The following is a 25,881-nucleotide window of genomic DNA, read 5'->3' on the forward strand; positions in this document are numbered from 1 at the left end:
CGGCTACAGCGATGGCTCTCGATGTACCGTACAGCTCCATTCCTGACATGTTCCTCAAGCGCGTCGCGGCTTCCCCCGACCGCCACGCTTTCGCCCACCCCGGCCCCGACGGCCCGGTCTGGCTGACCTGGGCGCAGGTCTCCCAGCGGGCCACGGCGATCGCCGCCGGCCTGCACGGCCTGGGCGTCGGTCAGGAGGACCGGGTCGCGATCCTGGCGAACACCCGGATCGAGTGGGTGATCGCCGACTTCGGCATCATGTGCGCCAGCGGCGCCACCACCACCGTCTACCCGACCACCGAGCCGGAGGACGCCACCTACATCATTTCCGACTCCGGCTCCAAGGTGCTGTTCGCGGAGAACCCGGACCAGGCGGCCAAGATCGCCGGAGCGCAGTTGCCCGCGCTGACCCACGTGGTCCTCTTCGACGGTGCCCCCGACCCGTCCGCGGCCGTGCCGCAACTGACCCTCGCCGAGTTGGAGGAGCAGGGCGCCCAGCGGCTCGCCGAGGATCCGGAACTGATCGAGCGCCTGGTCGCCGGCATCGGCCCGGATCATCTGGCCACCCTGATCTACACCTCCGGCACCACCGGCCGTCCCAAGGGCGTCGAGCTCCTGCACGGCGGCTGGTGCTGGGAGGGCGTGGCGCAGGAGGCGGTCGGGCTGCTCCGCGAGGACGACCTCCAGTACCTCTGGCTGCCGCTGTCCCACTCGTTCGGCAAGACGCTGCTCTGCGGCGCCACGCACGTCGGCCTGCCCACGTACGTGGACGGCCGGGTCGACAAGCTCGTCGAACTGCTCTCGGTGGTCCGCCCGACGCTGATGTGCGGCGCACCCCGGGTCTTCGAGAAGGTCTACAACAAGTCGGTCACCACCGCACAGGACGCCGGTGGGGCGAAGGCCAAGATCTTCGCCTGGGCGGTCGGCGTCGGCAAGGAGAAGGTCGCCCTGGAGCAGGCCGGCAAACCGGTGCCGGGCGGGCTGAAGCTCAAGTACACGTTGGCGGAGAAGCTGGTCTTCAGCAAGCTCCAGGCCCGGCTCGGTGGCCGGATCCGGGTACTGGTCTCCGGCGCCGCCCCGCTCAGCCCGGAGATCGCCACCTTCTTCGCCGCGGCGAACCTGCCGATCTCCGAGGGCTACGGGCTTACCGAAACCAGCGCCGGCAACTTCGTCAACCCGCCCGACGGGCTGCGGATCGGCACCGTCGGGCGGGCCATGGGCGACCTCGAGTGCCGCATCGACACCGACGGCGAGATCCTGCTCAAGGGCCGGCCGGTGATGCGGGGCTACCACAACCTGCCCGAGGAGAGCGCCGCCGCGTTCACCGAGGACGGCTTCTTCCGTACCGGCGACATCGGCAGCCTCGACGACGACGGCTACCTGCGCATCACCGACCGCAAGAAGGACCTGGTCAAGACCTCCGGCGGCAAGTACGTCGCACCGTCGCACATCGAGGGCATGTTCAAGGCCACCTGCCCGTACACCTCGCAGGCCGTGGTGATCGGCCAGGCCCGCAACTACTGCACCATGCTCGTCACGCTGGACCCGGACGCCATCGCCGGCTGGGCGGCCGGCACCCCGCTGGAGGGTCGCCCGTACGCCGAGATCGTCGCCTCTCCGGAGGCCCAGGCCATGGTGGAGGAGTACGTCGCCCAGCTCAACCAGAAGCTGAACCGCTGGGAGACCATCAAGAAGGTCACCATCCTGCGGCGCGACCTCACCATCGAGGACGGCGAGATCACCCCCTCGCTGAAGATCAAGCGCCGTGGCGTGGAGAACAACTTCGCCGACGAGATCGACAAGATGTACGCCGGCACCGTCGCCGAGATCTGACGGCCCACGGCCTCGGCCCCGCACCCGTCCCTCCCCGGGGTGCGGGGCCGATCCGTGCCGCGCCACGGACAGCGGCGAGTCAGCCGCTCAGGCGATGACGCTCGGCTCACAGGCGGCGGCCGCGGAACACGTTCGCCTCGTCCTCCAGGGCGACCTGCTCCTCCAGGGCCAGGCTCCGCACCCGTCGGCGCACCTGGCGGTCCCGCCCGATCTGCATCAGCGCCAGGACGACGAAGACCACACCGATCAGGGTCAGGTCGACCAGGGTCGGCAACGACAGCAGCACCGGCGCCGAGACGGTCAGCAGGCCGGCAGCCACCAGCGGCCGGCGGGCCAACCGATGGAACATGCGCCACTGCATGGCGACCAACGCCAGCAGGTAGACCACCAACCCGCCGTAGAGCGAGAGCAGTTCCAGCCCGCCGAAGATGTCCCGGCTGGCCAGCACGTCGGGGTCGGTGAGGCGGGCGAGCATGCGCTTGATCCCGAGGGCGAAGAAGATGATCCCGACGATCAACGCCAGGTGCAGGTAGGTGTAGACGTCGCGGATCAGGGGGATCCGCTCCGCCCCTCGCACACCGTGCAGGTGCTGCTCCATGGCGAGGGCGAGGGTGTCGAAGTAGAGCCACCACAGCGCGAAGATGATGCCGAGGGTGACGCCGGCCGCGTAGATGGCCCACCAGGTGATCGGCCGTCCGGTGCGTTCCGCCGCACCCAGGCCCAGGGCGATCACCGATTCACCCAGCGCGACGAGCACGATCAGTCCGTGCCGCTCAGCCAGATGCCCGGCCGAGCGCACCTGCCACTCGGTACGGATCAGCATCAGGGCGGTGGCGTACTCGAACGACAGTGCCACCACCCACAGCCCGAGCCGCACGCCCAGCGCCACCGTGCCGTCGAAGAACATGTCGGGCAGCACAGCGGCGATCAGGATGAGCACCGCGCCGCCCGTCGTCGGCAGCGTCAGTAGCAGCGCCCGGCGACGTGACAACACCCGCACACCCACCCAGAAGGTCACGATCTTGATCAGCCAGGTGAGCAGGTAGGCCGTGGCGAACACCAGCGGACCGTCCAGACCGCCCGGCTCGTCGAAGAACGCCACGTCGGTGGTGAGGGCCAGCACGAAGATCGACGCCATGATGCCGAAGCCGATCGCGGGCATGATCGCCTGGTCGGCACGGACGAAATTGCCGAGTGCGGCGAAGCCGCTCCAGCACGACCACAGCAGCGCCAGCACGAGGAACATCTCGAACAGGGCCACCCCGGTTAGATTCTCGGAGGTCAAGGTGGTGACGTTGAGGAAGGCGAAGACGAAGACCACGTCGTAGAAGAGCTCAAGGCGGGTCACCCGGGTGCCGGGCCGTCCCCAGCTGACCAGTTCGAGTCTCCCGCCAGTGCCCACCCGGGCAGTGTGCCAAGGACGACGACGGGCCCGGGCAGGTTCCACGAACCCCCGGCACCGGTGGCCGGCCGCCGCGACACGGCCGCATCGAGCCCGCCTCCCGACCGGCCGAGCCGGTGACGACCCGTGCCGCTGCGCCGCTCAGGCGATGACGGCGGGCTCCCGCCAGCGGGGCTGCCCCGCCCGGTCCAGGTCGTACCGGACCGCCGCGATCCGTCCGACCGCCTCGACCAGGTCGGTGGCCGGCAGGGTGAACGGCAGCCGCAGGAAACGCTCCAGCGTCCCGTCGAGGCCGAAGCGGGGTCCGGGCGCCAGGCGTACGCCGACCTCCTCGGCGGCCCGCGCCAGAGCGCTGGAGATCGGCCCGTCCAACTCGGCCCAGAGGGTCACTCCGCCACGCGGCACGGTGACCCGCCACTCCGGCAGCCGGGCGGCCAGCGCGCCGAGCAACGCGTCACGCTGCACGGCCAGTTGCGCCCGCCGGGCGGCCACGATGGCCGGCGCGACGTCCAGCAGGTGCACCGCGACCAACTGGTCCAGCACCGGGCTGGACATGTCCACCCCCACCCGGGCCGCGGCCAGCCGCTGCACCTGTGGCGCCGAGGTGCGGATCCAGCCGATCCGCAGCCCGCCCCAGAACGGCTTGCTCATGCCGCCGATGCTCACCACCCGGGAGTGCCGGTCGAAGCTCGCCGTCGGCGGCGGCAGGTCCGTCCCGTCCAGCGGCAGGTCCACGAACGACTCGTCGATCACGAGGTCGGTGCCGACCGCGTGCGCGGTGGCCACCACCCGTTCCCGCAGCTCGGCCGGCATCAGGTGCCCGGTCGGGTTCTGGAAGTCGGGGATCAGGTACCCGACCCGGGGCCGCACCTGCCGCAGCGTGCCCAGCAGCAGGTCTGCGTCCCAACCGTCGGCATCGGCGGCCAGGCCGTACGTGGTGATCCGGGCTCGCCGGGCGGCGAGCGCGGCGAGCGCGTTGGGGTAGCTCGGCGACTCGACAAGCACCCCGCCGCCCGGCGCGAGTGCCAACCGTAGTACCAGGTCCAGGGCGTGCTGCGTACCGTTGGTGACCATGATCTGGTCGGGCGAGGTGGGCAGGCCCCGCTCGGTGTAGCGCTGGGCGACCGCCTCCCGCAGCTCGATGATCCCGATCGGGTGGTACCCGGCGCCGCTCAGGTAGCGGGGCAGGTCCTCCGCCGCCGCGCGGGCCGCCGGCAGCAGCTCGGGCGGGGCGGCCAGCGCCGCCACCCCGAGGTCGAGCATGTCCCGGTCGTCCAGCGGGATCCAGAGCCCGTTGGGCGCCACCCGGTGCGTTCCCGGCAGCATCGTCCAGCTTCCGGCACCCCGCCGGCTGGCCAGGTGCCCGCTGTCGCGCAGCTCGCGGTACGCGGCCGTGACGGTGGTACGGCTGATCCGCAGCGCTTCGGCCAGGTCGCGTTCGGCCGGCAGGCGCACGCCGAGAGGTAGCCGCCCGTCGGCGAGCAGACCGCGTACCGCCCCGGCCAGCGCGGCGTAGTCAGGGCTGCGTCGCCGGCCGGGCAGGGCGTGCCACTGCCCGAGCAGCCGGGCCAATTGGACCCCACGCACTTGACTGACCATGGCCACTCTCCCAATATTGGCTCTGTCGCGGGGCCAATTGGCACCTAGAGTGGCATGCGTGGCAATGATTGGCAACCTCCGGCACCGGCCGACGCGACGGCTCACCCACCTGTTCGTCGGGCTCGTCCTCTACGGCTTCAGCATGGCGCTGATGATCCGCTCCGGGCTCGGGCTGAACCCGTGGGACGTCTTCCATCAGGGGCTGTCCCGACTGACCGGCCTGAGCATGGGCACCGTGGTCATCGCGGTGGGCGCGCTGGTGCTGCTGGCCTGGATCCCGCTGCGCCAACGCCCCGGCCTCGGCACCGTCGCCAACGTGGTGGTGATCGGCCTGGCGGTCGACGCGACCCTGGCCCTGCTGCCACCCGGAGGGCCACTTGCGCTGCGAATCGTCCTGCTGGTCGTCGGGATCGTCGGCAACGGCGCGGCCACCGCGCTCTACCTCGGCGCTCGACTCGGCCCGGGCCCCCGCGACGGGTTGATGACCGGCCTGGTCGCCCGCCGCCCCGGCCGGTCGCTACGCCTGGTCCGCACCGTCATCGAGGTCGGCGTGCTGGCCGTGGGAGCGCTGCTCGGCGGCACGGTCGGCATCGGCACCATCGCCTACGCGCTGACCATCGGACCACTGGCCCAACTGTTCCTGCCGCTGTTCGACGTCGCCGAACCGAACCCACCGGCCCGGATCGAGCCGGCTCCGGCGACCTGACGACCACCCAGCGCCACCGCCACATACCGGATCGGGCCGCTTCCGTCCACCCACATCGACTGTCGGCAATCATGATGCCACTCACGGTCGCAGTGCGACGGTCGGTGTTTTCCTGGAGCCGGGTCGCCCGGCAGAATCTCCGCATGGGGGACAACGCCTGGCGTCGTACCGACGCATGGATCTTCGTCTCGCTGGTGATCGCCAGCGGCGCCGGACGCCACCGACGGTCCACGACCACTCGCCGCCCCGAGGGGGTACGCCTCGCCGACGTGCTCTCCACGGCCGACCATCTCGACCGCAGCATCCCCGATCGGCACGACATCGAGGAGGCGATCCGCCGGTTGCTCGGCGCCGGGCTGGTCGACGTCTCCGACGGCTGGTTCCGGATCACGCCCGACGGCGAGCACCTGTGGCGCTCCCGGCCGAGCGCCGGGCTGGCCACCACCGTCGACACCGTGCAGGGGGTGCTCAGCCGCCGGCACGCGCCCGGCACCGCGGACTGGCACCTCGACGAGCAGGAGCACGCCGCCGCCGTGCAGGAGTACCTGGTGCGATCCATCCCGATGCCCCGACGCTCCCCCGAGGGACACTCCGGACGCGGTTGACCTCCGCGCCGTCGTCCGCCGCGGCTGCCAGGATGCGCCCTGACGGCCGCAGCGCAGTGATCGGCGTCAGCGCACGGGGTGACCGGCGCCGCGCAGCACGTCCTTGACCTCCGCCACGGTCAGCTCCCCGAAGTGGAACACACTGGCGGCCAGCACCGCGTCGGCGCCGGCACCGATCGCCGGAGGAAAATGGGCCGCCGCACCGGCACCGCCGCTCGCCACCACCGGGACGTCGACGACCCGGCGCACCGCGCCGATGAGCTCCAGATCGAACCCGGCCTTCGTGCCGTCGGCGTCCATCGAGTTGAGCAGGATCTCACCCGCGCCCAGCTCCGCGCCGCGCCGCGCCCATTCCACGGCGTCCAGCCCGGTGCCGCGCCGCCCGCCGTGGGTGGTCACCTCGAAGCCACTGGCAGTGGTGCCCGCCGGTGCGCGGCGCACGTCGAGCGAGAGCACCAGCACCTGCCGACCGAACCGCTCCGCGATCTCCGCGAGCAGCTCCGGCCGGGCGATCGCCGCCGTGTTGACCCCGATCTTGTCGGCTCCGGCGCGCAGCAGGGTGTCCACGTCCGCCACCGTCCGCACCCCGCCGCCGACGGTCAGCGGGATGAAGACCGACTCCGCCGTACGCCGGACCACGTCGAGCATCGTCCCCCGGTCGCTCGACGAGGCGGTGACGTCGAGGAAGGTCAACTCGTCGGCACCCGCGCGGTCGTACGCGGCAGCCAACTCCACGGGGTCGCCCGCGTCCCGCAGGTCGAGGAAGTTGACGCCCTTGACCACCCGTCCCGCGTCCACGTCGAGACAGGGGATCACCCGCACCGCCACCGTCATGCGACGAGCCTATCGCCGCCCGGACGACCTGCGCCGGCCCGACCAGGGCGACGGGGTGCGCCGCCGGTCACAGCCGCACCAGCATCTTGCCGAGGTTCTCCCCCCGCAGCAGGCCGAGGAAGGCCGCCGGGGCGTTCTCCAGGCCGTCGACGACCGTCTCGTCGTACGCCAGCGTGCCGTCGCGCAGCCACCCGGAGACCTCCCGCACGAACTGCTCCCGCAGGTGGCCGTGATCGTTGACCAGGAAGCCGCGCAGGGTCAGCCGCTTGCCGATCACCTGGGCCAGGTTGCGCGGGGCGGCCGGCGCCTCGGTGTCGTTGTACTGCGCGATCATGCCGCAGATCGCCGCCCGACCGTGCAGGTTCATCGACGAGATGGCCGCCTCCAGGTGCTCGCCGCCGACGTTGTCGAAGTAGACGTCGACGCCGTCGGGGGCGGCGGCCCGCAGCAGGTCGCGTACCGGGCCGTCGTGGTAGTCGAACGCGTCGTCGAAGCCGAGCGCTCGCAGTCGCTCGACCTTCGCCGCCGATCCGGCGCTGCCGACCACCCGGCCCGCACCGCGGAGCCGGGCGATCTGGCCGACCATGCTGCCGACCGCGCCGGCCGCCCCGGAGACGAAGACCGTCTCGCCCGGACGCATCGCGGCCACCTCAAGCAGCCCGGCGTACGCGGTCAGCCCGGTCATCCCGAGCACACCGAGGTACGCGGTCACCGGCGCGAGACCCGGCTCGACCTTGCGGGCCGCCTTCGCCTCGACCAGCGCGTAGTCCCGCCAGCCGAGACCGTGCAGCACGGTGTCACCCGGGGCGAACCCGTCGGCCTCGCCGCCGACCACCTCACCGACCGCCCCGCCGTCCAGCGGCGCGTCCAGGGCGAACGGCGGCACGTAGGACCGAACGTCGTTCATCCGCCCGCGCATGTACGGATCCACCGACATGTACCGGTTGCGGATCAGCAGTTGCCCCGGGCCGGGCGTGGGCACCTCGGCGGTGACGAGCCGGAAATTGTCCTCGGTGGGCCAGCCCTGCGGGCGCGAGGCCAGCTGGATCTCACGGTTGGTGGGCACGGGAGTGTCCTTTCTCTGCCGTCGGGGCGATGGCGCGACCGGGCCTCGGCCCGATCACGGGTTGGCCAGGACCGCCAGCGCCTCAGCCACGGTGAACGCCTCCGCGTAGAGCGCCTTGCCGGCGATGACGCCCTCCACGCCGACCGGCTCCAGGGTGGCCAGCGCCCGCAGGTCGTCCAGGGTGGAGACGCCGCCGGAGGCGATCACCGGGGCGTCGGTACGGGCGCACACCTCGCGCAGCAGGTCCAGGTTCGGCCCCCGCATGGTGCCGTCCTTGGTGATGTCGGTGACCACGTACCGAGAGGCACCGGCCTTGTCGAGCCGCTCCAGCACCTCGTACAGGTCGCCGCCGTCGCGGGTCCAGCCCCGGGCCGCCAGGGTCCGGCCGCGTACATCCAGCCCGATCGCGACCCGGTCGCCGTACTCCGCGCAGACCCGGTCGCACCACTGCGGGTCCTCCAGCGCGGCGGTGCCGATGTTCACCCGCTCGGCACCGGTGGCCAACGCGGCCCGCAACGAGGCGTCGTCCCGGATGCCACCGGACAGCTCCACCCGCACGTCGAGACGGCGCACCACCTCGGCGAGCAGCTCGGCGTTGCTGCCCCGGCCGAAGGCGGCATCGAGATCGACCAGGTGGATCCACTCGGCGCCGTCGCGCTGCCACGCCAGCGCGGCCTCCAGCGGGTCGCCGTAGGTGGTCTCGCTGCCCGCGGCGCCCTGCACGAGCCGGACGGCCTGGCCGTCGGCGACGTCCACGGCGGGCAACAGGGTGAGGCTCATGTGTCTTGTCCCTCTCGCATGGTCAACGGCGGTCCAGGGCGATCACCACGATCACCGGCAGGACGAGCAGCAGTAGCAGGATCAGCCCGACCCGCAGCGCCAGATCGGGCACGAGCACCCAGATGAGGGTGATCGCCGCCAGGGTGAGCGCCACGATCGTGGCCCGCTCTCCCCGGGAGTATCGCGGCAACCGGCCGGTGCGGCCACGACGCACCGCCGGCACCACCCGGCGGACCAACGCCCGACGGCGGGCCCGACGGGCGGTGGCCCGCTCGCGCAGCACCCGCTGCCGGGCCGCCTCCGCCTCGCGGGCCGCCCGGCGCTGGGCCCGTTCCTTGCTCACTGTGCCTCCCGGCGGGTGCGCCCCACCGGCTCAGTCACCGGCCGGCACGGTGGCCAGCCAGTTGCGCAGCAACGCGGCACCGGTCTCGGCGGACTTCTCGGGGTGGAACTGGGCGGCCGACAGCGCGCCGCGTTCCACCGCCGCGACGAAGTCACAGTCGTGGTGGGCCGTGGTCACCCGGGCCCCGGACGCCGTCAACGCGGCGGCGTCGCCGACAGCGTACGAGTGGACGAAGTAGAACCGGCTGTCGGCGGGCAGGCCGGCGAAGAGCACCGAGCCGACCGGCGCCTGCACGGTGTTCCAGCCCATGTGCGGCAGCCGGGCGGCGGCGAGCCGGGTGACCGAGCCCGGCAGCAGTCCCAGCCCCTTGGTCACCACCCCGTGCTCGTCGCCGGACTCGAAGAGGATCTGCATGCCGACGCAGATGCCCAGCACCGGGCGGCCGGCGGCGACCCGTCCGGCGATCACCGGCCCGGCACCGATCGCCTCGATGCCGGCCACGCAGGCGGCGAAGGCGCCCACTCCGGGAACCACCAGACCGTCCGCGTCGGCCGCGGCGGCGAGGTCACCGGTGACCACCACGTCGGCGCCGGCTGCGGCCAGCGCCCGCTCGGCGGAGCGCAGGTTACCCGAGCCGTAGTCGAGCACCACGATTCGACGCCGTCCACGGGGGGCCGCCCCGCCGTCGGGTCGGCCGGTCACGACCCGTCCCCCGGTAGCAGCCAGAGCACCCCCGCGGCGGTGGCCAGCACGGCCAGCAGCGCGGTGACGACCACCGCGCCGCGGGGCGCACCCTGCCGATGCAGGGACAACGCCCCGCCGACAAGCACGCCGGCCAGGATTAACAGCAACGTGGGCAGGATGCCGCTCACCGGCGACACCTCCGCCGCGCCGTACCCGTCACAACGCCCCCTTGGTGCTGGGAATCGCCCCGCCCGCCGTCGGGTCCACCGCGGTGGCCTCCCGCAGCGCCCGGGACACCGCCTTGAACTGCGCCTCGACCACGTGGTGGGCGTCCGGATGCCCGCCGGGCCGGGCCGCCCGCAACACGTCCACGTGCAGCGTGATCCGGGCCGCCTGGCCGAAGGACTCCCAGATGTGCCGGGTCATGCTTGTCGGATAGACCGGACCGATGTACGGCGCCAGGGGCGGCTCGTCGTGCACCACGTACGGCCGGCCGGAGAGGTCCACGGCCGCCCGGACCAGCACCTCGTCCATCGGCACGGTGGCCGAACCGTACCGGCGGATGCCGGCCTTGTCGCCCAGCGCCTGGTCGAACGCGGCACCGAGGGCCAGCGCGGTGTCCTCCATCGTGTGGTGCGCGTCGATCTCCAGGTCGCCCACGGTGCGCACGGTCAGGTCGAAGCCACCGTGCCGGGCGATCTGGTGCAGCATGTGGTCGTAGAACCCGACCCCGGTGCTGATCTCGGCCACTCCGGTGCCGTCGAGGTCGACCTCGACCAGGACCTTGGTCTCCTTGGTGATCCGCTCCACCCGGGCGGTCCGGCTCATGATGTGCCTTTCGTCGGTCGCGGCTGCGGGGCGATGGAACCCTCGCGCTGAATACTGTCCACGGCGGCCAGGAAGGCGTCGGTCTCGGCCCGGGTACCGGCGGTGACCCGCAGCCAGCCGGGCAGGCCGACGTCACGTACCAGCACGCCGTGCGCCAGCAGCGCCCGCCAGGCCACCGACTGGTCGCCGCCCACCTCGTACAACACGAAGTTGGCGTCGCTGTCGGCGACCCGCAGGCCACGGCGGCGCAGTTCACTGACGATGCGGTCGCGCTGCTCGGCGATCTCGGCGACCGTGCCGAGCAGGGCCTCGCAGTGCGCCAGCGCGGCCCGGGCGGCGGCCTGGGTGAGTGCGGAGAGGTGGTACGGCAGGCGGACCAGTTGCACCGCCGCCACCACCGCCGGATCGGCGGCCAGGTAGCCCAGCCGACCCCCGGCGAACCCGAACGCCTTGCTCATCGTCCGGGTGACCACCAGCCGTGGGTGCCCGGGCAGCATCGACAGGGCGCTGACCGTGCCCGGCCGGGCGAACTCCGCGTACGCCTCGTCGACGACCACCATCCCCGGAGCGACGTCCAGCACCGCGCCGATCACCGCCGGGTCGAGCGCGGTGCCGGTGGGATTGTTCGGCGAGCAGAGGAAGACCACGTCCGGCCGGTGCTCGCGGACCTGCTCGACCGCGTCGTCGGCGGTGAGCGCGAAGTCGGCGCCCCGGCGGGCCGGCACCCACCGGGTGCCCGTGCCGAGGGCCAACAGCGGATGCATCGAGTACGCCGGGGTGAACCCGAGCGCGCTGCGTCCCGGCCCGGCGAACGCCTGGAGCAGCTGCTGCTGGACCTCGTTGGAACCGTTGGCCGCCCACACCCCGTCGGCGGTGAGCCCGTGGCCGAGGTACCCGGCCAGGTCGGCCCGCAACGCCAGCGCGTCCCGGTCGGGGTAGCGGTTGAGGTCGCGCAGCTCCGCCGCGAGGGCCTTGCCGATCGCCTCGGCCACCGCCTCCGGCAGCGGGTGGGAGTTCTCGTTGGTGTTCAGCCGCACCGGCACGTCGAGCTGCGGCGCACCGTACGGCGACAGCCCCCGCAGATCGTCACGGATCGGCAGGTCGGCCAACCCGGTCATGTGGTCGCCCCGGTCGGCGACTGCGGCGCCGGGGGTGGGGAAGCACCGGGAACCCGGGCGGTGACGGCCTCGCCGTGCGCCGGCAGATCCTCCACGTTCGCCAGGGTCACCACGTGGCCGGCGACCTCCCGCAGCGCCTCCTCGGTGTACTCCACCACGTGCACGCCGCGCAGGAACGACTGCACCGACAGCCCGGACGAGTGCCTGGCGCATCCCCCGGTGGGCAGCACGTGGTTGGAGCCGGCGCAGTAGTCGCCAAGCGACACCGGCGAGTACGCGCCCACGAAGACCGCGCCGGCATTGCGTACCCGCATCGCCCACTGACGGGCGTCGGCGGTCTGGATCTCCAGGTGCTCGGCCGCGTAGGCGTCGACCACCCGCAGGCCCGCCGTCAGGTCGTCAACGAGCACCACGCCGCTCTGCTCGCCGCCCAGCGCGGTGCCGACCCGCTCGGCGTGCTTGGTGGCCGGCACCAGTCGGGCCAGTTCCCGATCCACCGCGTCGGCCAGGGCGACCGACGGGGTGACCAGCACACTGGCCGCGAGAGGGTCGTGCTCGGCCTGACTGATCAGATCGGCGGCGACGTGCACCGGGTCGGCGGTGTCGTCGGCCAGGATCGCGATCTCGGTCGGGCCAGCCTCCGCGTCGATGCCGACCACCCCGCGCAGCAGCCGCTTCGCGGCGGTGACCCAGATGTTTCCCGGGCCGGTGATCATGTCGACCGGTGCGCAGTGCGCGCTGCCGGCGGCGTCGACGGCACAGCCGTACGCCAGCATCGCCACGGCCTGGGCGCCGCCGACGGCGTACACCTCGTCGACGCCGAGCAGCGCGCAGGCGGCGAGCACCCGCGGATCGGGCAGGCCGCCGTTGTCCTTCTGCGGCGGGCTGGCCACCACCAGCGACCGGACGCCGGCCGCCTGGGCGGGCACCACGTTCATCACCACGGTCGACGGGTACATCGCCAGCCCACCGGGGACGTAGAGACCGACTCGGTCGACCGGGATCCACCGCTCGGTGACCGTGCCGCCGGGCACCACCTGGGTGGTGTGGTCGACCCGTCGCTGATCGGCGTGCACCCGCCGGGCCCGGGCGATCGATTCCAGCAGCGCCGCACGGACCTGGTCGTCCAGCGTGCCCTCCGCCGCCGCGATGGCCTCCGCCGGCACCCGCAGCACCTCGGGGGCGATCCCGTCGAACCGCTCGCTGGCCTCGCGGACCGCCGGATATCCATGCTCACGCACCGCCGTGACGATCGGGCGGATGCGCTCGACCGCCACCGAGACGTCGAGCTGGGCACGAGGCAGCAGGTGGCGCGGGTCACGCGCGCCACCGCGCAGGTCGATCCGGTTCAACACGCCTGCGAGTCTAGGCGGCCCTCCGTCGGGCCGACCGCGCCGTCCGCTGTCCGGGACGGTGAGCCGGGACACGCCGCCGCCCGCCGATCGGGCTACGCTTGATCACGTGACCGCACGGCTGCCGGTGTTCCCGCTCGCCACGGTGCTCTTCCCGGGGCTGGTACTGCCGCTGCACATCTTCGAGGAGCGTTACCGCGCGCTGGTCCGACACCTCGTCGCGCTGCCCGAGGGCGCCCCACGCGAGTTCGGGGTGGTGGCCATCCGCAGTGGCTGGGAGGTCGCCTCCGCTGCCGGCCAGGACATGTCCGGCACCGGCGAGGTCACCCTGCACGAGGTGGGCTGCACCGCCGAACTGCGGCAGGTCAGCGAGTTGGATGACGGAGGCTTCGACATCGTCACCGTGGGGCGGCGTCGTTTCCGGATGGGCGACGTCGACCGGACCTCCGCGCCGTACCTGACCGCCGAGGTGCAGTGGTTGCCCGAGCCGGACGGCCCGGACGAAACCGCCGATCTGCTGGCGGCCCGGGTGATCGCTGTCTTCCGGCAGTACCTGGGCCTGATCCGGGCCGAGGCCGGTCAGCTCACCGAGCAGCTGCCCGAGGACCCGACGGTGCTGTCCCACCTGGTCGCCGCGACCGCGGCGCTGACGTTGACCGACCGCCAGCGCCTACTCGCCATCGACGGCACGGCGGCCCGGCTGCGCGCCGAACTGCACCTGCTCAACCGCGAGGCGGCGCTGCTTCGCCAGGTGCGGGCGGTTCCGGTGCCGTTGGCGGAGTTGGCCTCGCCCCCGCCGGCCCCGAACTGACCTCGCCCGCCGGCCCCGAACCGGCTGCTCCCGCCGGCCCGGCGGGCAGCGGCGGATGCGCGGCGAGCCAGGCCGCGTCCGGCTCCGGCTCGGGCCGCAGCGACGGCCATCGTGACCAGCCGGCGAGCAGGGTGTACGTGACCGCGGCGGCGAAGGCCGGCAGCAGCAGGTTGCCGTAGGGCACCGGCAGCACCCCGAGGAACAGCTCGATCCCGCCGGCCCGCAGGTCCGCCGGCTTGCTGAAGCGCGTGCCGTCCGGGGCGCTGTCCAGCAGCCGCTGGTAGCTGGCCAGGCCGACCCGACGCCCCACCTGCCAGGCGACCAGTCCGGCGGCGAGCCCACCGGCCGCCGCGACGACCAGCCCGACCGGCCCCCGGTGGCGACGCAGCAGGAACCACACGGCGAGCGCGGTGAGCACCCCGAACGCCAGCCCGAGCAGGCTGAACCATCCGTCCGCGGCGATCGGCTGTTCCGGTTGCGCCTGGCCGTACACCGCGCCGTCGCCACTCTTGACGACCGGCGTGGCCGGCGCGACCGCCGCCCAGAGCCACCCCAGCGGCGCCCCCAGCAGGCCCAGGACCAACACCGTCGCCGCCCCGAACGCCGCCACTCGGCCACGCCCACCCGGCCCCCCGGCGGTCGAATCGACGGTCTCGGCGGAGAGCACCGCGGCCCCCGCAGCCGGGTCGCTGCTCGGCCCGGTGGCCGCAGCCGCCGGCCCGTCGATCTCGGCGGCCAGCCCGGCGACCTTGCCACCCGGCTCGGTGGTCTCGGTACCCGGCGCGGCGGCCTCGGCGGCCGGCTGGCTCGCCGACTGGGTAGCCGCCACGGCGGCGTCCGTCGCCGGCTGGCTTGTCGATCTGGTCGTCGGCTCGGTCGACGAATTAGGCAGGGCAGCCGACGGCCGGGCGGGCGGTTCGGCGGCGGGGGTGGTCGGGCTCACCCGATGATCCTCGCAGCTACCGTCGTCGGTCGTACACCGTGTCGCGGCAGCAGGTGCCGCGAGCCGCCCGGCCGGCCGGTATCCCGCGTGTCGGTCAGCGGCCGAACGGCTCCAGCATCGCCGAGGCGGCCCGCAGCCAGGCCTGTCGGGTCTCGCCCTGGAGCTGGTGGTACTCGATCGACGAGCCGGTCTCCAGCGCCGGGTCGTACGGCACCACGGTCACCGCGCGGGTCCGGGTGGCGAAGTGCTTCTCCAGGTCGCCCTGCAACGGCAACCGGCCCGGGGTGGGGCAGGAGATCAGCGTGACGGCGTTGTCGGCCAGCTGACCCATCCCCTCCTCGTGCAGCAGGTCGAGCATCCAGTCTGCGCTGAACGCGGCGTCCTCGCGGGGCACCGTGGTGACCACCAGCTGATCGGCGGCCTGCATGACGGTACGCCAGTTCGGGCTCTCCACGTTGTTGCCGGTGTCCACACAGATCACGTCGTGGGTGCGACGCAGCAGCTCCAGCACCCGCTTGACGGTGAACTGGTCCAGCCGTTGGGCGAACCGGGGGCTCTCCTCACCGGCGAGCACGTCGTACGACCCGTCGGAGGCGTGCCGCAGGTAGTCGTCCAGGATCTCCAGCAGCTCCGCCCCCTCCCGGATCTCGATCTGCACGAGATCGGCGACCAGGTGCCGGATCGTTCGGGCGTGCCGGGCGCTGCCGGCGCGCAGCCCGAGGGTGCCGCGTAGCTCGTTGTCGTCCCAGGCCAGCACGCCTCGGCCGCGTACGCTGCCGACGGTCGCCGCGGCCAGCACGGTGGCCGTGGTCTTGTGCACCCCGCCCTTCGGATTGGCGAAGGCGATCACCCGGGGGGTGCCCAGGTCGCGCCGGAGCACGGCGGCGGCCCGTTCCAGGTCGCTGCCGGCGCTCTGCGCACGCCACTCGATGCGCCCGGGGCGGCCGGCCACGGTGGCCGGCGGCAGCACAGCCGGCGGCGGGGTCGGCGGGGCCACGGCCGGCAACGGTGCCACCGGCGGCGCCACGGCAGGGGGCGCCATCGCCGCCGAGGGCGGCTGATAGCCGTTGTCCAGCAGGGCGTACCGGGACTCCACCGGCGGCGCGGCGTGCCGGTAGCCGTTGTCCAGCAGGTTGTACCGGGACTCCATCGGCTCCGGCCGGCGCGGCTCCGGCACCGCCGGGTACGGCGGCTGCGCCGGCTGTCCGCGGTAGGGCTGGACCGGATGCGCCGGGTCGACCCGGTAGGCAGGTTCGGCGCGGTAGGCAGGTTCGGCGCGGTAGGCCGGCTCCTCCCCGTACGACCGGTCCGCCGGCTGGCCGACGGCCGGCGCCCGCCCCGCGTAGCCGGTGCCGGGCCCCCGCCGCGGCAACGGCTCAGGTGACGGAGACGGCGGTGGCTCCTCGGCCCGCCGCTCGGTGGCGGCCGGCTCTGCGCTGCGTCCGCCGAGGCGGGCTCGGTCGAGCAGCGCCCGCCACCGCGGTGCGGGTTCGGCGGGCCGTTCCCAACCGGTCTCGCTGCCCTCCACGGATCGCCTCCCCAGCGCTTCGGTCTCCGTCTGACAGGCTACGAACGAAAGCCTACTGAGGCCACACCGGGCGACAACCGGATGTGTCGACAACCGTCAAGGTGCCGACTCTGGATCACCCTCGTCGTCGGTGTCTGCCGAGGTCGAGGGCGTCCATGTCGAGGCCGAAGGCGCGGGTGCGGGCGGCGACGGTGACGGTGACGGATCCGTCACCTCCGGCGGTGTCAGCGAGCGGTCCGCCACTGTCGGCTCCGGCGCGGGCGGGCCCTCGGTGGCGGCTGTGGTGGCACTTGCGGTGGCGGAGACGGTGGCGCTCGCCGTCGGTTCCGGTGTGGCCGTCCGGTCAACCGGCGGCCGGACCACATCTCGCTGCTCCGGCAGCGGCGGGGTGAAGACGGTCCGCTCCAACCGCCGAACCTCCGGAGCCGGATCCACCACCCGCACCCCGGAGCGGGCCGCGACGCCGCGTAGCTTCGCCGGCTCGGCGCGTACCACCAGGGCGTAGAGGCAGGCGCACTCGGCCCGGAACGCGGCCGCCTCCGCCGCCGCGACCTGGGCGCCGCTGAGGTACAGGCCGCGCAGTTCGCGCTCCTCCGGGCCACCACCGCCCAACGCGGTGGCCCGGGCCCGGTAGTCGGCGGCCTCCCGCTCCTTGCGCTCGGCGAGTTTGATCATTCCGGCCGTCACGTCCTCCGGCACCCGCTGGGTCGGAATACGGACGATCTCGGTCTGCCGCTCCGGCAGCGGCACCCGTCCGAACACCACCGCGACCCCCACGTCACCGACCACCGCGGCGAGTCGGGCCGGGGTGAGGTACTCGGTGAGCGAGACGAGGGCGTACGTGCCGTCGCCGAGCGAGCCGGCCAGCGCGGCCAGGTCGGCCGCCGCGGTCGCCTCGTAACGGGGGATGGAGTCGCCCTCGACCACGCCCACCCGGGTCACCTCGCCGACCGTGCGGTCCGGCACGGGCGGGCCACCGGTGGCGAGCACGGCCGTGGCCAGCACCGTGGTGCACGACAGCATCGCCACCCAGCCGAGCAGCGGAGTGCGGCTCGGGCCATGGCCGAGCCGGGTCACCGTGGCCGCGAGGCGGGGCAGCAGTCGCTGGTCCAACTTCCGCAGCAGATCGCCGGCGCGCACGGGCGGTCCCCTCGTCGGTCGGTCGAAACGGGTGGGACGCGTCAGTCGCGGAGGATCTCCAACGTGCGTCCCAGATCGTCAGGGTAGTCGCTGACGAAGCGGACCTCGTCCCCCGTACGGGGGTGCTCGAAGCTCAACTCTCTGGCGTGCAACCACTGCCGGTCCAGTCCGAGCCGGGCGGCGAGTGTCGGATCGGCGCCGTACGTGAGGTCACCCACGCACGGATGCCGCAGCGTCGAGAAGTGCACCCGGATCTGGTGCGTACGGCCGGTTTCCAGCCGCACGTCGACCAGGCTCGCGGACGGAAACGCCTCGATGGTGTCGTAGTGGGTGATGCTCGGCTTACCGCCGGAGACCACCGCCCAGCGGTAGTCGTGGTGCGGATGCCTGTCGATCGGGGCGTCGATGGTGCCCCGCAACGGGTCCAGGTGGCCCTGCACCACCGCGTGGTAGCGCTTCTCCACCTCCCGATACTTGAAGGCCCGCTTCAGCACGCTGTACGCCTGCTCGCTCTTGGCCACCACCATGACCCCTGTGGTGCCGACGTCGAGGCGGTGCACGACGCCCTGACGCTCGGCGGCGCCGCTGGTGGCGATGGTGTGCCCGATCGCGGCGAGCCCGCCGATCACGGTCGGGCCGGTCCAGCCGGGACTGGGATGCGCGGCCACGCCGACCGGCTTGTCCACCACCACGATGTCGTCGTCGGCGTACACCACCCGCAGGCCGGGCACCGCCTGGGGCACCACCACCGGCGCCGTGGCCGGCGCGGGCAGCGTCACCTCCAGCCAGGAGCCCGCCCGCACCTTGTGCGAGTTGGGTCGTACCGCACCGTCCACCAGCGCTTCCCCGGCATCGACGAGCGCGGCGGCGGCGGTACGGGACAGGCCGAACAGCCGGGCGACGGCCTGGTCCAGTCGCATCCCGTCGAGTCCGTCGGGCACCGGCAGGCTCCGCTGGTCGCCGCCGGCGGCGAAGGTGGCCGTCACGCCCGCTCCCGCCGTCCGCCGTCGGTGTCGCTCTGATCGCCGGCCCCGGCGGGCTGCCGGTCCGCGGTGCCGCCACCGGCCGGTGGGTCTTCCCGGTCGGTGGCACTGCGCCGGCCGTCGGGCAGCGCCCGGGTGCCGTCGCGCTGGCGTCCGGTGAACTCCAGCGCGACGGCGAGCAGCACACCGCAGACCAGGGCACTGTCTGCGACGTTGAAGATCGGGAAGACCCGACCGTACGGGTCGAAGACGCTGAACATGTCGACCACGTGCCCGACGAACCAGCCCGGCGCCCGGAAGATCCGGTCGAGCAGATTGCCGGTGACGCCACCGACCACCAGGCCCAGCGCGACCGCCCACGGCGCCGAGCGCAACGTCCGCGCCATCCAGGCGATCCAGCCCAGCACCCCGATCGCGATGATCGGGAAGATGAAGGTGTAGTCCTTGCCCAGACTCCACGCGGCCCCGCTGTTGCGGGTCAGCGACAGGTAGAGCGCCCCACCCAGCAGTCGCACCGGCTCGCGGTCGCTGAGTTCCTGGAGGGACAGGTGCTTGGTCAACAGGTCGACGGCCAACGCGAACACCGCAAGCGAGAGGAGGATCGTGACGGCTCGGCGCCGCGATCTCGTGGCGGTGCCCGACCCGGTGGTGCCGGATCCAGCGGGCGGTGCTGCGCTCATCTGCTCCCCATCGACTATCGCGGCGGTACGGTCGCACCGCTGCGCACTCACGCCGGGGAACGTGCCGTCAGCGCCGCTCCTCCAGCTGCTTGCAGGTCACGCAGAGAGTGGCCGACGGGAACGCGGCCAGCCGCTCCACCGGGATGGGGTTGCCGCATCGCTCGCACCAGCCGTAGCCACCCTCATCGAGACGCTCAAGGGCGCGCTCGACCTGCGTGATCCGTTCCAGGATGCTGTTGGCGAGGGAGATCTCCTGCTCCCGCTCGAACGTCTTGGTGCCGGTGTCGGCCTGGTCGTCCCCGGCCGAGTCGGTGAGACGGTCGCGCTGCAGCTCGGTGATCTCGCTCAGCGTCTGATCGTACTCGGCTCGCAGTTCCTCGTGCCGGGCCGCCAACGCGGCTCGGATCTTCTCGGTCTCCGCGGCGCTGCGGGTGGACTTCGCCGCAGTTTTGCGGCCTGCGGTCCTGGTGTCGGCTGGCTTGGCCATCGTCGCTCCCTCGGCCACGGAGCCGCGGTTGCCCGCGACGCCTCGACAGGGGCCGCCGCATCGGCCGCCCCAGGTACAAAACGGGCGCGCGGCCACGGGGCCGCGCACTCCGGAGGTTGGCAAGGATACGGAACGTAAAGGCGTCCGACAACGTGCCGCACCGCGACGCCCGTTCCACCCCGGTTACTGCCATTTCGGGGCAAAGGGAACGCTAGCAGATGTCCGACACTCAGCCGGTCGGTTCCGCGCCGTCCCGCAGCTGGCTCAGCCGACCGATCAGATCCGGCCCGGAGGGCGTGACCAGGAAGAGCTTGTCTCTGCTCGCCGCACCGGTGCGCAGCGACACGGCGGCCGGCCGGACGCCGAGCGCGGCAGCCAACGCGCGCCGGGCGGCCTCGGTGGCCCGACCGTCCGCCGCCGGTGGATGCACCGCGATTACGAGAGCGGGCCCGTGCGGGCCGTCGAACCGGCCACCCACGCGGGCCCGGGAGGCACCCGGCTTCACCCGTACGGCGACGACCAGCGCATCGTCCATCGGGACCACGTCAGCGGCGCTCGGTCTCCGCCAGCAACACGGTGTCCGGCGTGCAGTGCGCGCAGGGGGTGAAACCGAGTTCGACCGCCTCGGCGACGGGCAGCGGCTCGTGCTCCCGGCCGACCAGGTGCGGGCACCCGTCGAGGTGGTACCGCGGCCGGCCGTCGACGACCCGCACCTCGTCCGCGAGGCGGGCCACCCGGGCGGCCTGCTCCGCCGTGGTCTCCTCGGCGGCCGGCTCGTCGTCGTACTCGTCGGCAACACCCGACCGCTCGCGCGGCTCGGTCACCGGCGAGCCGGGTGGTTGCCGCCACCCGACATCGCCGGTGTCCACGGTTGCCGAGGTCTGCTGGTTCGGAATGCCCCACCCACGCCCGTCGCCGTCGCGACGGGTCTGGCCAGCCGTAGCGCCGCTGGGAGCCGAAGCCCGGCCAGCCGCCTGGCGGGCGCCTGCGACAAGTGCCACGGCGGCCAGCAGGCTGGCCCCGATCGAGACGACCAGCAGCGGGCTGGAGCCACCAGCCAGGCCGAAGACCAGCAGCACCACAGCGACGAGGATGAGCCCGAGACTGATGACTATCATGGCTCACCCTCGCCGTGTCGTACCGATGAGGCTGGGCGGGTGATCGCCGCGCTGGCGGCAGTCACCGACCCGGTTCAGCGACCGGCCTCAAGCGCGCCGGAGCGGCCCCCGCCGTAGGAACCGGCGAGACCCGCCGCAGCGAGCCCGTTGCCGGCAGCCCGGGCGCCCTCGCCGCGGGTCATCTCGGCCTCCAGGCCCTGACCGCGGCCGTCGAGGTCCCGCAGCTGGCTCTCCAGGTACGCCTTGAGCCGGGTGCGGTACTCGCGCTCGAACTGCTTGAGCTCCTCGATGTGCTTCTGCAACGCGGTGCGCTTGGCGTCCAGGCCACCCATGGCCTCCTGGTGCCGCTGCCGGGCGTCGCGCTCCAGCGCGTCCGCCTTGGCACGGGCCTCGCGGGTGACCTCCTCGGCCTTGGAACGGGCCTCGGAGAGCAGCTGGTCGGCCTCGCGGCGAGCGTCGGAGACGTGGTCGTCGGCGGTGCGCTGGGCCATCATGAGCACGCGCAGCGCCTGCTGCTCGCCGTCCGGGCCGGCCACGGCGCCACCGACACCGACGGAGCGGACCTGCTCCAGCTCGGCCTGCATGGCGCGGGCGGCCTGCTCGGCGGCGGCCTTGTCGCGCTGCACCCGGTCGAGCTGGGCCTTGACGTCGTTCAGCTCGGCGGCCAGGCGGGCGTCGCCGCCGGGGCCGGCCGGGGCACCGCCCCGTCCACCGCGCTCCACCTGGGCGCGCAGTTCGTTGTTCTCCTCGATCAGACGGGCGAGTTCGCGCTCGACCTCGTCCAGGAAGGCGTCGACCTCCTCCTCGTCGTAGCCCCGCTTGCCGATCGGCGGCTTCTTGAAGGCGACGTTGTGGACGTCGGCCGGGGTCAGCGGCATCGAAACTCCTCGGGTCAGTTGCGGCCGCGATAGCGCGTCGGTCATCAGGCGGTCCTGATGATCGCCGGCTCTAACACAAACCTCATCAGCACGAACAGGATAACCAGGAGCACAAGGGAGGCCAGGTCGATGCTCACGGTACCAATTCGCAGCGGAGGGATCACACGCCTCAACGCCCGGAGCGGGGGATCAGTGACGCTCCACACGGATTCCAGTCCGGCTGACGCTCCCCGACCGGGCTGCCAGCGTCGGCCGTACTGCAACACCGCGCTCAGCACGAAACGGGCCAGAAGAACGATCAGAAAGACATACGTGGTCAGGTAGAGGACCTGTAACAAGATCGACAACACGGCAGGCGACGTCCCTCGGGTCGGGCGGGTCAACTCAGGCTGAAGAACCCGCCCTCAGCGATCTTGGCCTTGTCCTCCGCGGTGACCTGGACATTGGCCGGTGAGAGCAGGAACACCCGGTTGGTCACGCGCTCGATCGTACCGCGCAGCCCGAAGGCCAGCCCGGCGGCGAAGTCCACCAGACGGCGGGCATCCGCCTCATCCATCTCGGTGAGGTTGATGATCACCGGCACCCCGTCGCGGAAGTGCTCGCCGATCGTCCGCGCCTCGCGATAGGTCGTCGGGTGCAACGTGGTGATCTGGTACCGCTGCTCCTCCTCCGGCACCAGCGGGCGCTCACGCGGCTGCACCTGCGGCGCCAGGGCGAGATTGTCCCGGGTGTGGTAAGTCAGCGCGCCGGACGGCTCGCCGGTCGACCTGGTGATCGACCGGACACTGGACCGCTCCGACCGCTCGGACCGCTCCGGGCGCTCGGACTCCAGCCGCTCGGCCTCACCCAGCCGGCCCGACCGCTCGCTCAGCCGCCCACGGTCACCCAACCGTGGACGCGGCGCCGGCGGCTCCTCCGGCTCCTCCTCCTCGTCGGCGAACTCCTCGGCGTACCGGCTCTGCCGGTAGCGCGACTCCCGGTAGCCACCCTTGTCGTAGCCACCGTCGTCGTAGGCCCGCTCGTCGTCCTCTTCGACCAGTCCGAGCCAGACCCCCGCCTTGCGCAGTGCACCCATCCCCGCGCCCTTCCCGTCCGCCGTGCGGCACACGCCCCCGCCGTGTCGCCTGTCGCGAGTGGACCATCCCTGCCCACCGGACTGGAACGGCAATCCCCCGACGCGCAACTCGCGTTGCACGTCACGCCCCCCGTCGCCGGGAAGGCCGTTCCCACAAACAACACTGATGTAATTTGCTTCCCTCGCGGCCAGGCTACCGCAGCGTGGGACGCATTCCGAGCAACGCGCTGCCGACGCGGACATGTGTCGCGCCGTGACCGATCGCCGCCTCCAGGTCGCCGCTCATGCCGGCGGACAGCTCCGTGGCCTGCGGATGGTCCGCCCGCACCAGCGCCGCGATGGCCGCCAGCCGGGCGAAGGCGCGCTCCGGCTCCCAGCCCAGCGGCGCCACCGCCATCAGGCCGGCCAGCCGCAGCCCACCGGCGGCGGCGACCGCCTCGGTGACCGCGCCGAGGCCGGCGTCCGGATCGGCCGAGTCCGGCACGGCACCGCCCCGGGCCGCGTCTCCGTCGATGCTGACCTGCACCAGGACGTCCAACGGCCGGTCCCGGCCAATGGCGGTGACACCGGCGTCCAACGCGGACGCCAGGCGGACACTGTCGACGGACTGGACCACGTCCGCGTACCGCAGCACCGACTTGACCTTGTTGCGCTGCAACCGGCCGACGAAATGCCAGCGCGGGGCGACCCCGGCGGCGGCGACCTGCGCCGCCTTGGTCGCCGCCTCCTGGTCACGGTTCTCCCCCACGTCGGTCACGCCGAGGCCCACCAGAGTCACCACATCGGAGGCCGGATAGGTCTTGGTAACCGCGATCATGGTCACTTCCGCCCGATCCCGGCCCGCAGCCGCGCAGGCGTCGGCGATCCGGGAGCGTACGCGGGCGAGCCCGGCGGCGATCTCCGCGCGCCGGTCGGCTCTCGCCGGGGCTTGGCTGTCGGTCATCGGCGGTGTTCAGGACCCGTTCTTCAGGAAGTCGGGCACATCCACGTCGTCGAAGAGCACCCGACGCGGCGACTGCGGCGCGGCCGGCGCGGCCGGCGGCGGCAGGATCGGTGTGCTCGGCTGTGCCGGCTGGTTCTGGTTGGTCTTGCGGGCCGGCTCGGCCGCCTTGTACGCCGGTGTGCCACCGTCGAAGCCCGCCGCGATCACGGTGACCCGCACCTCGTCGCCGAGCGCGTCGTCGATGACCGCACCGAAGATGATGTTCGCGTCCGGGTGTGCCGCGTCGGTGACCAGCTGGGCCGCGTCGTTGATCTCGAACAGGCCGAGATCGGAGCCACCGGCGATGGAGAGCAGCACGCCACGGGCACCGTCCATGCTCTGCTCAAGCAGCGGGCTGGAGATGGCGGCCTCGGCGGCCTCGACCGCGCGGTTCTCGCCCCGGGCGCTACCGATGCCCATCAGCGCGCTGCCCGCGCCGCTCATCACGCTCTTGACGTCGGCGAAGTCGAGGTTGATCAGACCTGGCGTGGTGATCAGGTCGGTGATGCCCTGCACACCGGAGAGCAGCACCTGGTCGGCCGTCCGGAACGCGTCCATCATGCTGATGTTGCGGTCACCGAGCGCCAGCAGCCGGTCGTTGGGAATGACGATCAGGGTGTCGCACTGGTTACGCAGCTCGTCGATGCCGGCCTCCGCCTGCACCTGGCGGCGCTTGCCCTCGAAGGAGAACGGGCGGGTGACCACACCGATGGTCAGCGCGCCGAGCTTCCGGGCGATGTTCGCCACCACAGGCGCGCCGCCGGTGCCGGTGCCACCACCCTCACCGCAGGTCACGAAGACCATGTCGGCCCCCTTGAGGACCTCCTCGATCTCGTCGCGGTGATCCTCGGCGGCGTTCTTGCCGACGTCCGGGTTGGCGCCGGCGCCCAGCCCCCGGGTCAGCTCGCGGCCGACGTCGAGCTTGACGTCGGCGTCGCTCATCAGCAGCGCCTGCGCGTCCGTGTTGATCGCGATGAACTCGACGCCCTTGAGCCCAACCTCGATCATCCGGTTGACGGCGTTGACGCCGCCACCCCCGATGCCGACGACCTTGATGACCGCCAGGTAGTTGTGCGGAGGTGTCATCTCCGGTCCTTTCCTTCGAGATCGGCTACTCCCCGACCGAGCTACGGCCTGGCCGGACCGACGGTCGACGCAGTTACCACCACCGAGGTCGAGAGGTAAACCCTCACCCTCTACTAGAGGGTTAGAGTTATGTCAACCACTGATCCTCTTCGGGGCAACGTAAGCGCAGCCGAGCGATGAGCCAAGGACCTCTCCGGCGTGTCGCCGGTGTAGCGAGACGGCTCACCACTGACCGGTCGCTCACCGGAAGGTGACCACATCCGGCGCGCTCACGTCGATCCGGGCCGCATCCTGGTCGAGCAGCGCGGTGGCCACCCGCGCCTTGTCCGCGCCACGGGTCGCGTCGCCCCAGAACACCGTACGGTCGTCATGCAACCTCAGGCTGATCCGGGCCAGCCCCTCGACACTGATCTCGACCAGCTGGTCGAGCAGCTCCGGGGTGAGCACACCGAGCACCTCCAGACCGGCCCGGGTGTCCGGGTCGTCCGGACCGGGCGTGGCCAGCCGTACCAGCGGCAGGCCGTCCGGCCGCTGCGGCACCGTCCGGAACACCACCCCGGCGGCGTCGACCACCGCGAACTGCTCCCCGCGCGGCACCACCGCCACACCCGTACGCTCGGTCAGTCGTACCACCAACGCGTCCGGCCAGTCCCGAGTGACGGTGACCCGCTCCACCGGCGGCAGGGCACCGATCCGGCCGGCCAGCGCGGCCAGGTCCACCCGGGCCAACGGAGCACCGTCCGGCACGCCCGCTGCGTCCCGCACCTGCACCGCCGTCACCAGTTCGGCACCCTCCACCCGAACCTCGCGTACCCCGAACAGGCCGGTGCCCAGCAGCGTCCACGCCACCAGCCCGGCCACCGCGACCACACCACCGGCCACCGCCCAGGGCAACGCCGCGCGCATCCGCCGACGCCGGGCCCGGGCCATGAACCGCCGGGTCGAGGCGGGTACCGCGTCGCTGCCGGCACGTACCAACTGCCACCGGCGCACGGGGCGACGCCCCGCGCCACCGTCCACA

29 protein-coding genes are annotated in these 25,881 nt (G+C 72.6%); 4 read left to right on the top strand and 25 right to left on the bottom strand.

All coding sequences use genetic code 11. From position 1 onward, the window contains the following. The first annotated feature begins 11 nt into the window (after window positions 1-11). A complete protein-coding gene (locus ACN26Z_RS22830; protein WP_210938191.1) occupies window positions 12-1,832 on the top strand; it encodes an AMP-dependent synthetase/ligase in 1,821 nt (606 codons plus the stop codon). Between the two features lie 106 nt (window positions 1,833-1,938). Here ACN26Z_RS22830 and ACN26Z_RS22835 read toward each other — a convergent pair whose 3' ends face one another. Further along, window positions 1,939-3,234, bottom strand: coding sequence for a low temperature requirement protein A (locus ACN26Z_RS22835; protein WP_421463391.1), 1,296 nt, complete (start codon window positions 3,232-3,234; stop codon window positions 1,939-1,941). A 141-nt stretch (window positions 3,235-3,375) separates the two neighbouring features. Further along, on the bottom strand, window positions 3,376-4,833 hold the full coding sequence (locus tag ACN26Z_RS22840; protein ID WP_093401539.1) for a PLP-dependent aminotransferase family protein: 1,458 nt from the start codon (window positions 4,831-4,833) through the stop codon (window positions 3,376-3,378). 58 nt (window positions 4,834-4,891) lie between these two features. Here ACN26Z_RS22840 and ACN26Z_RS22845 point away from each other — a divergent pair, with 58 nt between their 5' ends. Together ACN26Z_RS22845 and ACN26Z_RS22850 are read left to right on the top strand one after the other, a co-directional pair. After that, window positions 4,892-5,539 carry a YitT family protein gene (locus ACN26Z_RS22845; protein WP_396885869.1) on the top strand — a complete coding sequence of 216 codons (648 nt, stop codon included), beginning with the start codon at window positions 4,892-4,894 and terminating at the stop codon, window positions 5,537-5,539. 143 nt (window positions 5,540-5,682) lie between these two features. Then, the gene (locus tag ACN26Z_RS22850; RefSeq protein ID WP_093401625.1) at window positions 5,683-6,144 is read left to right on the top strand and encodes a hypothetical protein; all 462 of its coding nucleotides are present in this window, start codon (window positions 5,683-5,685) and stop codon (window positions 6,142-6,144) included. 66 nt (window positions 6,145-6,210) lie between these two features. Here ACN26Z_RS22850 and hisF read toward each other — a convergent pair whose 3' ends face one another. The 9 genes from hisF to hisD all read right to left on the bottom strand — a co-directional run bounded on the left by hisF (window position 6,211) and on the right by hisD (window position 13,152). Beyond that, a complete protein-coding gene (gene hisF / locus ACN26Z_RS22855; protein ID WP_093401541.1) occupies window positions 6,211-6,978 on the bottom strand; it encodes an imidazole glycerol phosphate synthase subunit HisF in 768 nt (255 codons plus the stop codon). A gap of 67 nt (window positions 6,979-7,045) precedes the next feature. Then, a complete protein-coding gene (locus tag ACN26Z_RS22860) occupies window positions 7,046-8,044 on the bottom strand; it encodes an NADP-dependent oxidoreductase (RefSeq protein ID WP_421463392.1) in 999 nt (332 codons plus the stop codon). A gap of 54 nt (window positions 8,045-8,098) precedes the next feature. Beyond that, window positions 8,099-8,824, bottom strand: a complete 726-nt coding sequence (gene priA, locus ACN26Z_RS22865) for a bifunctional 1-(5-phosphoribosyl)-5-((5-phosphoribosylamino)methylideneamino)imidazole-4-carboxamide isomerase/phosphoribosylanthranilate isomerase PriA (protein WP_093401543.1) — start codon at window positions 8,822-8,824, stop codon at window positions 8,099-8,101. Between the two features lie 22 nt (window positions 8,825-8,846). Beyond that, window positions 8,847-9,167: a hypothetical protein gene (locus ACN26Z_RS22870; RefSeq protein ID WP_093401544.1), complete on the bottom strand. Its 321-nt coding sequence runs from the start codon at window positions 9,165-9,167 to the stop codon at window positions 8,847-8,849. A gap of 30 nt (window positions 9,168-9,197) precedes the next feature. Then, the gene (gene hisH, locus ACN26Z_RS22875; protein ID WP_282237439.1) at window positions 9,198-9,869 is read right to left on the bottom strand and encodes an imidazole glycerol phosphate synthase subunit HisH; all 672 of its coding nucleotides are present in this window, start codon (window positions 9,867-9,869) and stop codon (window positions 9,198-9,200) included. After that, window positions 9,866-10,039, bottom strand: coding sequence for a hypothetical protein (locus ACN26Z_RS22880; protein ID WP_247673964.1), 174 nt, complete (start codon window positions 10,037-10,039; stop codon window positions 9,866-9,868). Before ACN26Z_RS22880 ends, hisH begins: the two co-directional genes overlap by 4 nt. Before the next feature lie 28 nt (window positions 10,040-10,067). Beyond that, the gene (hisB, locus tag ACN26Z_RS22885; protein ID WP_099844733.1) at window positions 10,068-10,679 is read right to left on the bottom strand and encodes an imidazoleglycerol-phosphate dehydratase HisB; all 612 of its coding nucleotides are present in this window, start codon (window positions 10,677-10,679) and stop codon (window positions 10,068-10,070) included. Continuing rightward, on the bottom strand, window positions 10,676-11,797 hold the full coding sequence (locus tag ACN26Z_RS22890; protein WP_421463393.1) for a histidinol-phosphate transaminase: 1,122 nt from the start codon (window positions 11,795-11,797) through the stop codon (window positions 10,676-10,678). The genes hisB and ACN26Z_RS22890 overlap by 4 nt, the downstream gene beginning before the upstream one ends. Then, window positions 11,794-13,152, bottom strand: a complete 1,359-nt coding sequence (gene hisD / locus ACN26Z_RS22895) for a histidinol dehydrogenase (RefSeq protein WP_421463394.1) — start codon at window positions 13,150-13,152, stop codon at window positions 11,794-11,796. Before hisD ends, ACN26Z_RS22890 begins: the two co-directional genes overlap by 4 nt. A 106-nt stretch (window positions 13,153-13,258) precedes the next feature. Here hisD and ACN26Z_RS22900 point away from each other — a divergent pair, with 106 nt between their 5' ends. Then, the gene (locus ACN26Z_RS22900; RefSeq protein WP_421463395.1) at window positions 13,259-13,960 is read left to right on the top strand and encodes an LON peptidase substrate-binding domain-containing protein; all 702 of its coding nucleotides are present in this window, start codon (window positions 13,259-13,261) and stop codon (window positions 13,958-13,960) included. Here ACN26Z_RS22900 and ACN26Z_RS22905 read toward each other — a convergent pair. From ACN26Z_RS22905 to ACN26Z_RS22970, 14 genes are all read right to left on the bottom strand, one after another. Then, window positions 13,872-14,699, bottom strand: a complete 828-nt coding sequence (locus ACN26Z_RS22905; RefSeq protein WP_421464699.1) for a DUF2567 domain-containing protein — start codon at window positions 14,697-14,699, stop codon at window positions 13,872-13,874. The two genes, ACN26Z_RS22900 and ACN26Z_RS22905, sit on opposite strands and share 89 nt — an antisense overlap. A 298-nt stretch (window positions 14,700-14,997) precedes the next feature. Further along, window positions 14,998-16,431: a MinD/ParA family ATP-binding protein gene (locus ACN26Z_RS22910; RefSeq protein WP_421463396.1), complete on the bottom strand. Its 1,434-nt coding sequence runs from the start codon at window positions 16,429-16,431 to the stop codon at window positions 14,998-15,000. Between the two features lie 96 nt (window positions 16,432-16,527). Further along, window positions 16,528-17,571, bottom strand: a complete 1,044-nt coding sequence (locus tag ACN26Z_RS22915) for a hypothetical protein (protein ID WP_421463397.1) — start codon at window positions 17,569-17,571, stop codon at window positions 16,528-16,530. 41 nt (window positions 17,572-17,612) lie between these two features. Further along, window positions 17,613-18,557, bottom strand: a complete 945-nt coding sequence (locus ACN26Z_RS22920) for an RluA family pseudouridine synthase (RefSeq protein ID WP_093401135.1) — start codon at window positions 18,555-18,557, stop codon at window positions 17,613-17,615. After that, window positions 18,554-19,234, bottom strand: a complete 681-nt coding sequence (lspA, locus tag ACN26Z_RS22925; protein ID WP_421463398.1) for a signal peptidase II — start codon at window positions 19,232-19,234, stop codon at window positions 18,554-18,556. The genes ACN26Z_RS22920 and lspA overlap by 4 nt, the downstream gene beginning before the upstream one ends. A 67-nt stretch (window positions 19,235-19,301) precedes the next feature. Continuing rightward, window positions 19,302-19,721 carry a TraR/DksA family transcriptional regulator gene (locus ACN26Z_RS22930; protein WP_093401137.1) on the bottom strand — a complete coding sequence of 140 codons (420 nt, stop codon included), beginning with the start codon at window positions 19,719-19,721 and terminating at the stop codon, window positions 19,302-19,304. Between the two features lie 229 nt (window positions 19,722-19,950). Then, entirely contained in the window at window positions 19,951-20,256 is a 306-nt protein-coding gene (locus ACN26Z_RS22935) for a DUF167 domain-containing protein (protein WP_093401551.1), read from the bottom strand. A 10-nt stretch (window positions 20,257-20,266) separates the two neighbouring features. After that, window positions 20,267-20,839, bottom strand: coding sequence for a hypothetical protein (locus ACN26Z_RS22940; protein WP_093401138.1), 573 nt, complete (start codon window positions 20,837-20,839; stop codon window positions 20,267-20,269). 74 nt (window positions 20,840-20,913) lie between these two features. Continuing rightward, window positions 20,914-21,717, bottom strand: a complete 804-nt coding sequence (locus ACN26Z_RS22945) for a DivIVA domain-containing protein (protein WP_093401139.1) — start codon at window positions 21,715-21,717, stop codon at window positions 20,914-20,916. A gap of 44 nt (window positions 21,718-21,761) precedes the next feature. After that, the gene (locus ACN26Z_RS22950; RefSeq protein WP_093401140.1) at window positions 21,762-22,067 is read right to left on the bottom strand and encodes a YggT family protein; all 306 of its coding nucleotides are present in this window, start codon (window positions 22,065-22,067) and stop codon (window positions 21,762-21,764) included. A gap of 29 nt (window positions 22,068-22,096) precedes the next feature. Continuing rightward, entirely contained in the window at window positions 22,097-22,792 is a 696-nt protein-coding gene (locus ACN26Z_RS22955) for a cell division protein SepF (protein ID WP_093401141.1), read from the bottom strand. A 193-nt stretch (window positions 22,793-22,985) separates the two neighbouring features. After that, window positions 22,986-23,735, bottom strand: coding sequence for a YggS family pyridoxal phosphate-dependent enzyme (locus ACN26Z_RS22960; protein ID WP_093401142.1), 750 nt, complete (start codon window positions 23,733-23,735; stop codon window positions 22,986-22,988). Window positions 23,736-23,744: 9 nt separating this feature from the next. After that, on the bottom strand, window positions 23,745-24,860 hold the full coding sequence (gene ftsZ / locus ACN26Z_RS22965; protein WP_421463399.1) for a cell division protein FtsZ: 1,116 nt from the start codon (window positions 24,858-24,860) through the stop codon (window positions 23,745-23,747). A gap of 240 nt (window positions 24,861-25,100) precedes the next feature. Continuing rightward, a complete protein-coding gene (locus ACN26Z_RS22970) occupies window positions 25,101-25,880 on the bottom strand; it encodes a cell division protein FtsQ/DivIB (RefSeq protein WP_421464700.1) in 780 nt (259 codons plus the stop codon). Window position 25,881: the final 1 nt, after the last annotated feature.

The sequence above is a fragment of the Verrucosispora sp. WMMD703 genome, assembly GCF_049178935.1.
Classification (GTDB): domain Bacteria; phylum Actinomycetota; class Actinomycetes; order Mycobacteriales; family Micromonosporaceae; genus Micromonospora; species Micromonospora sediminimaris.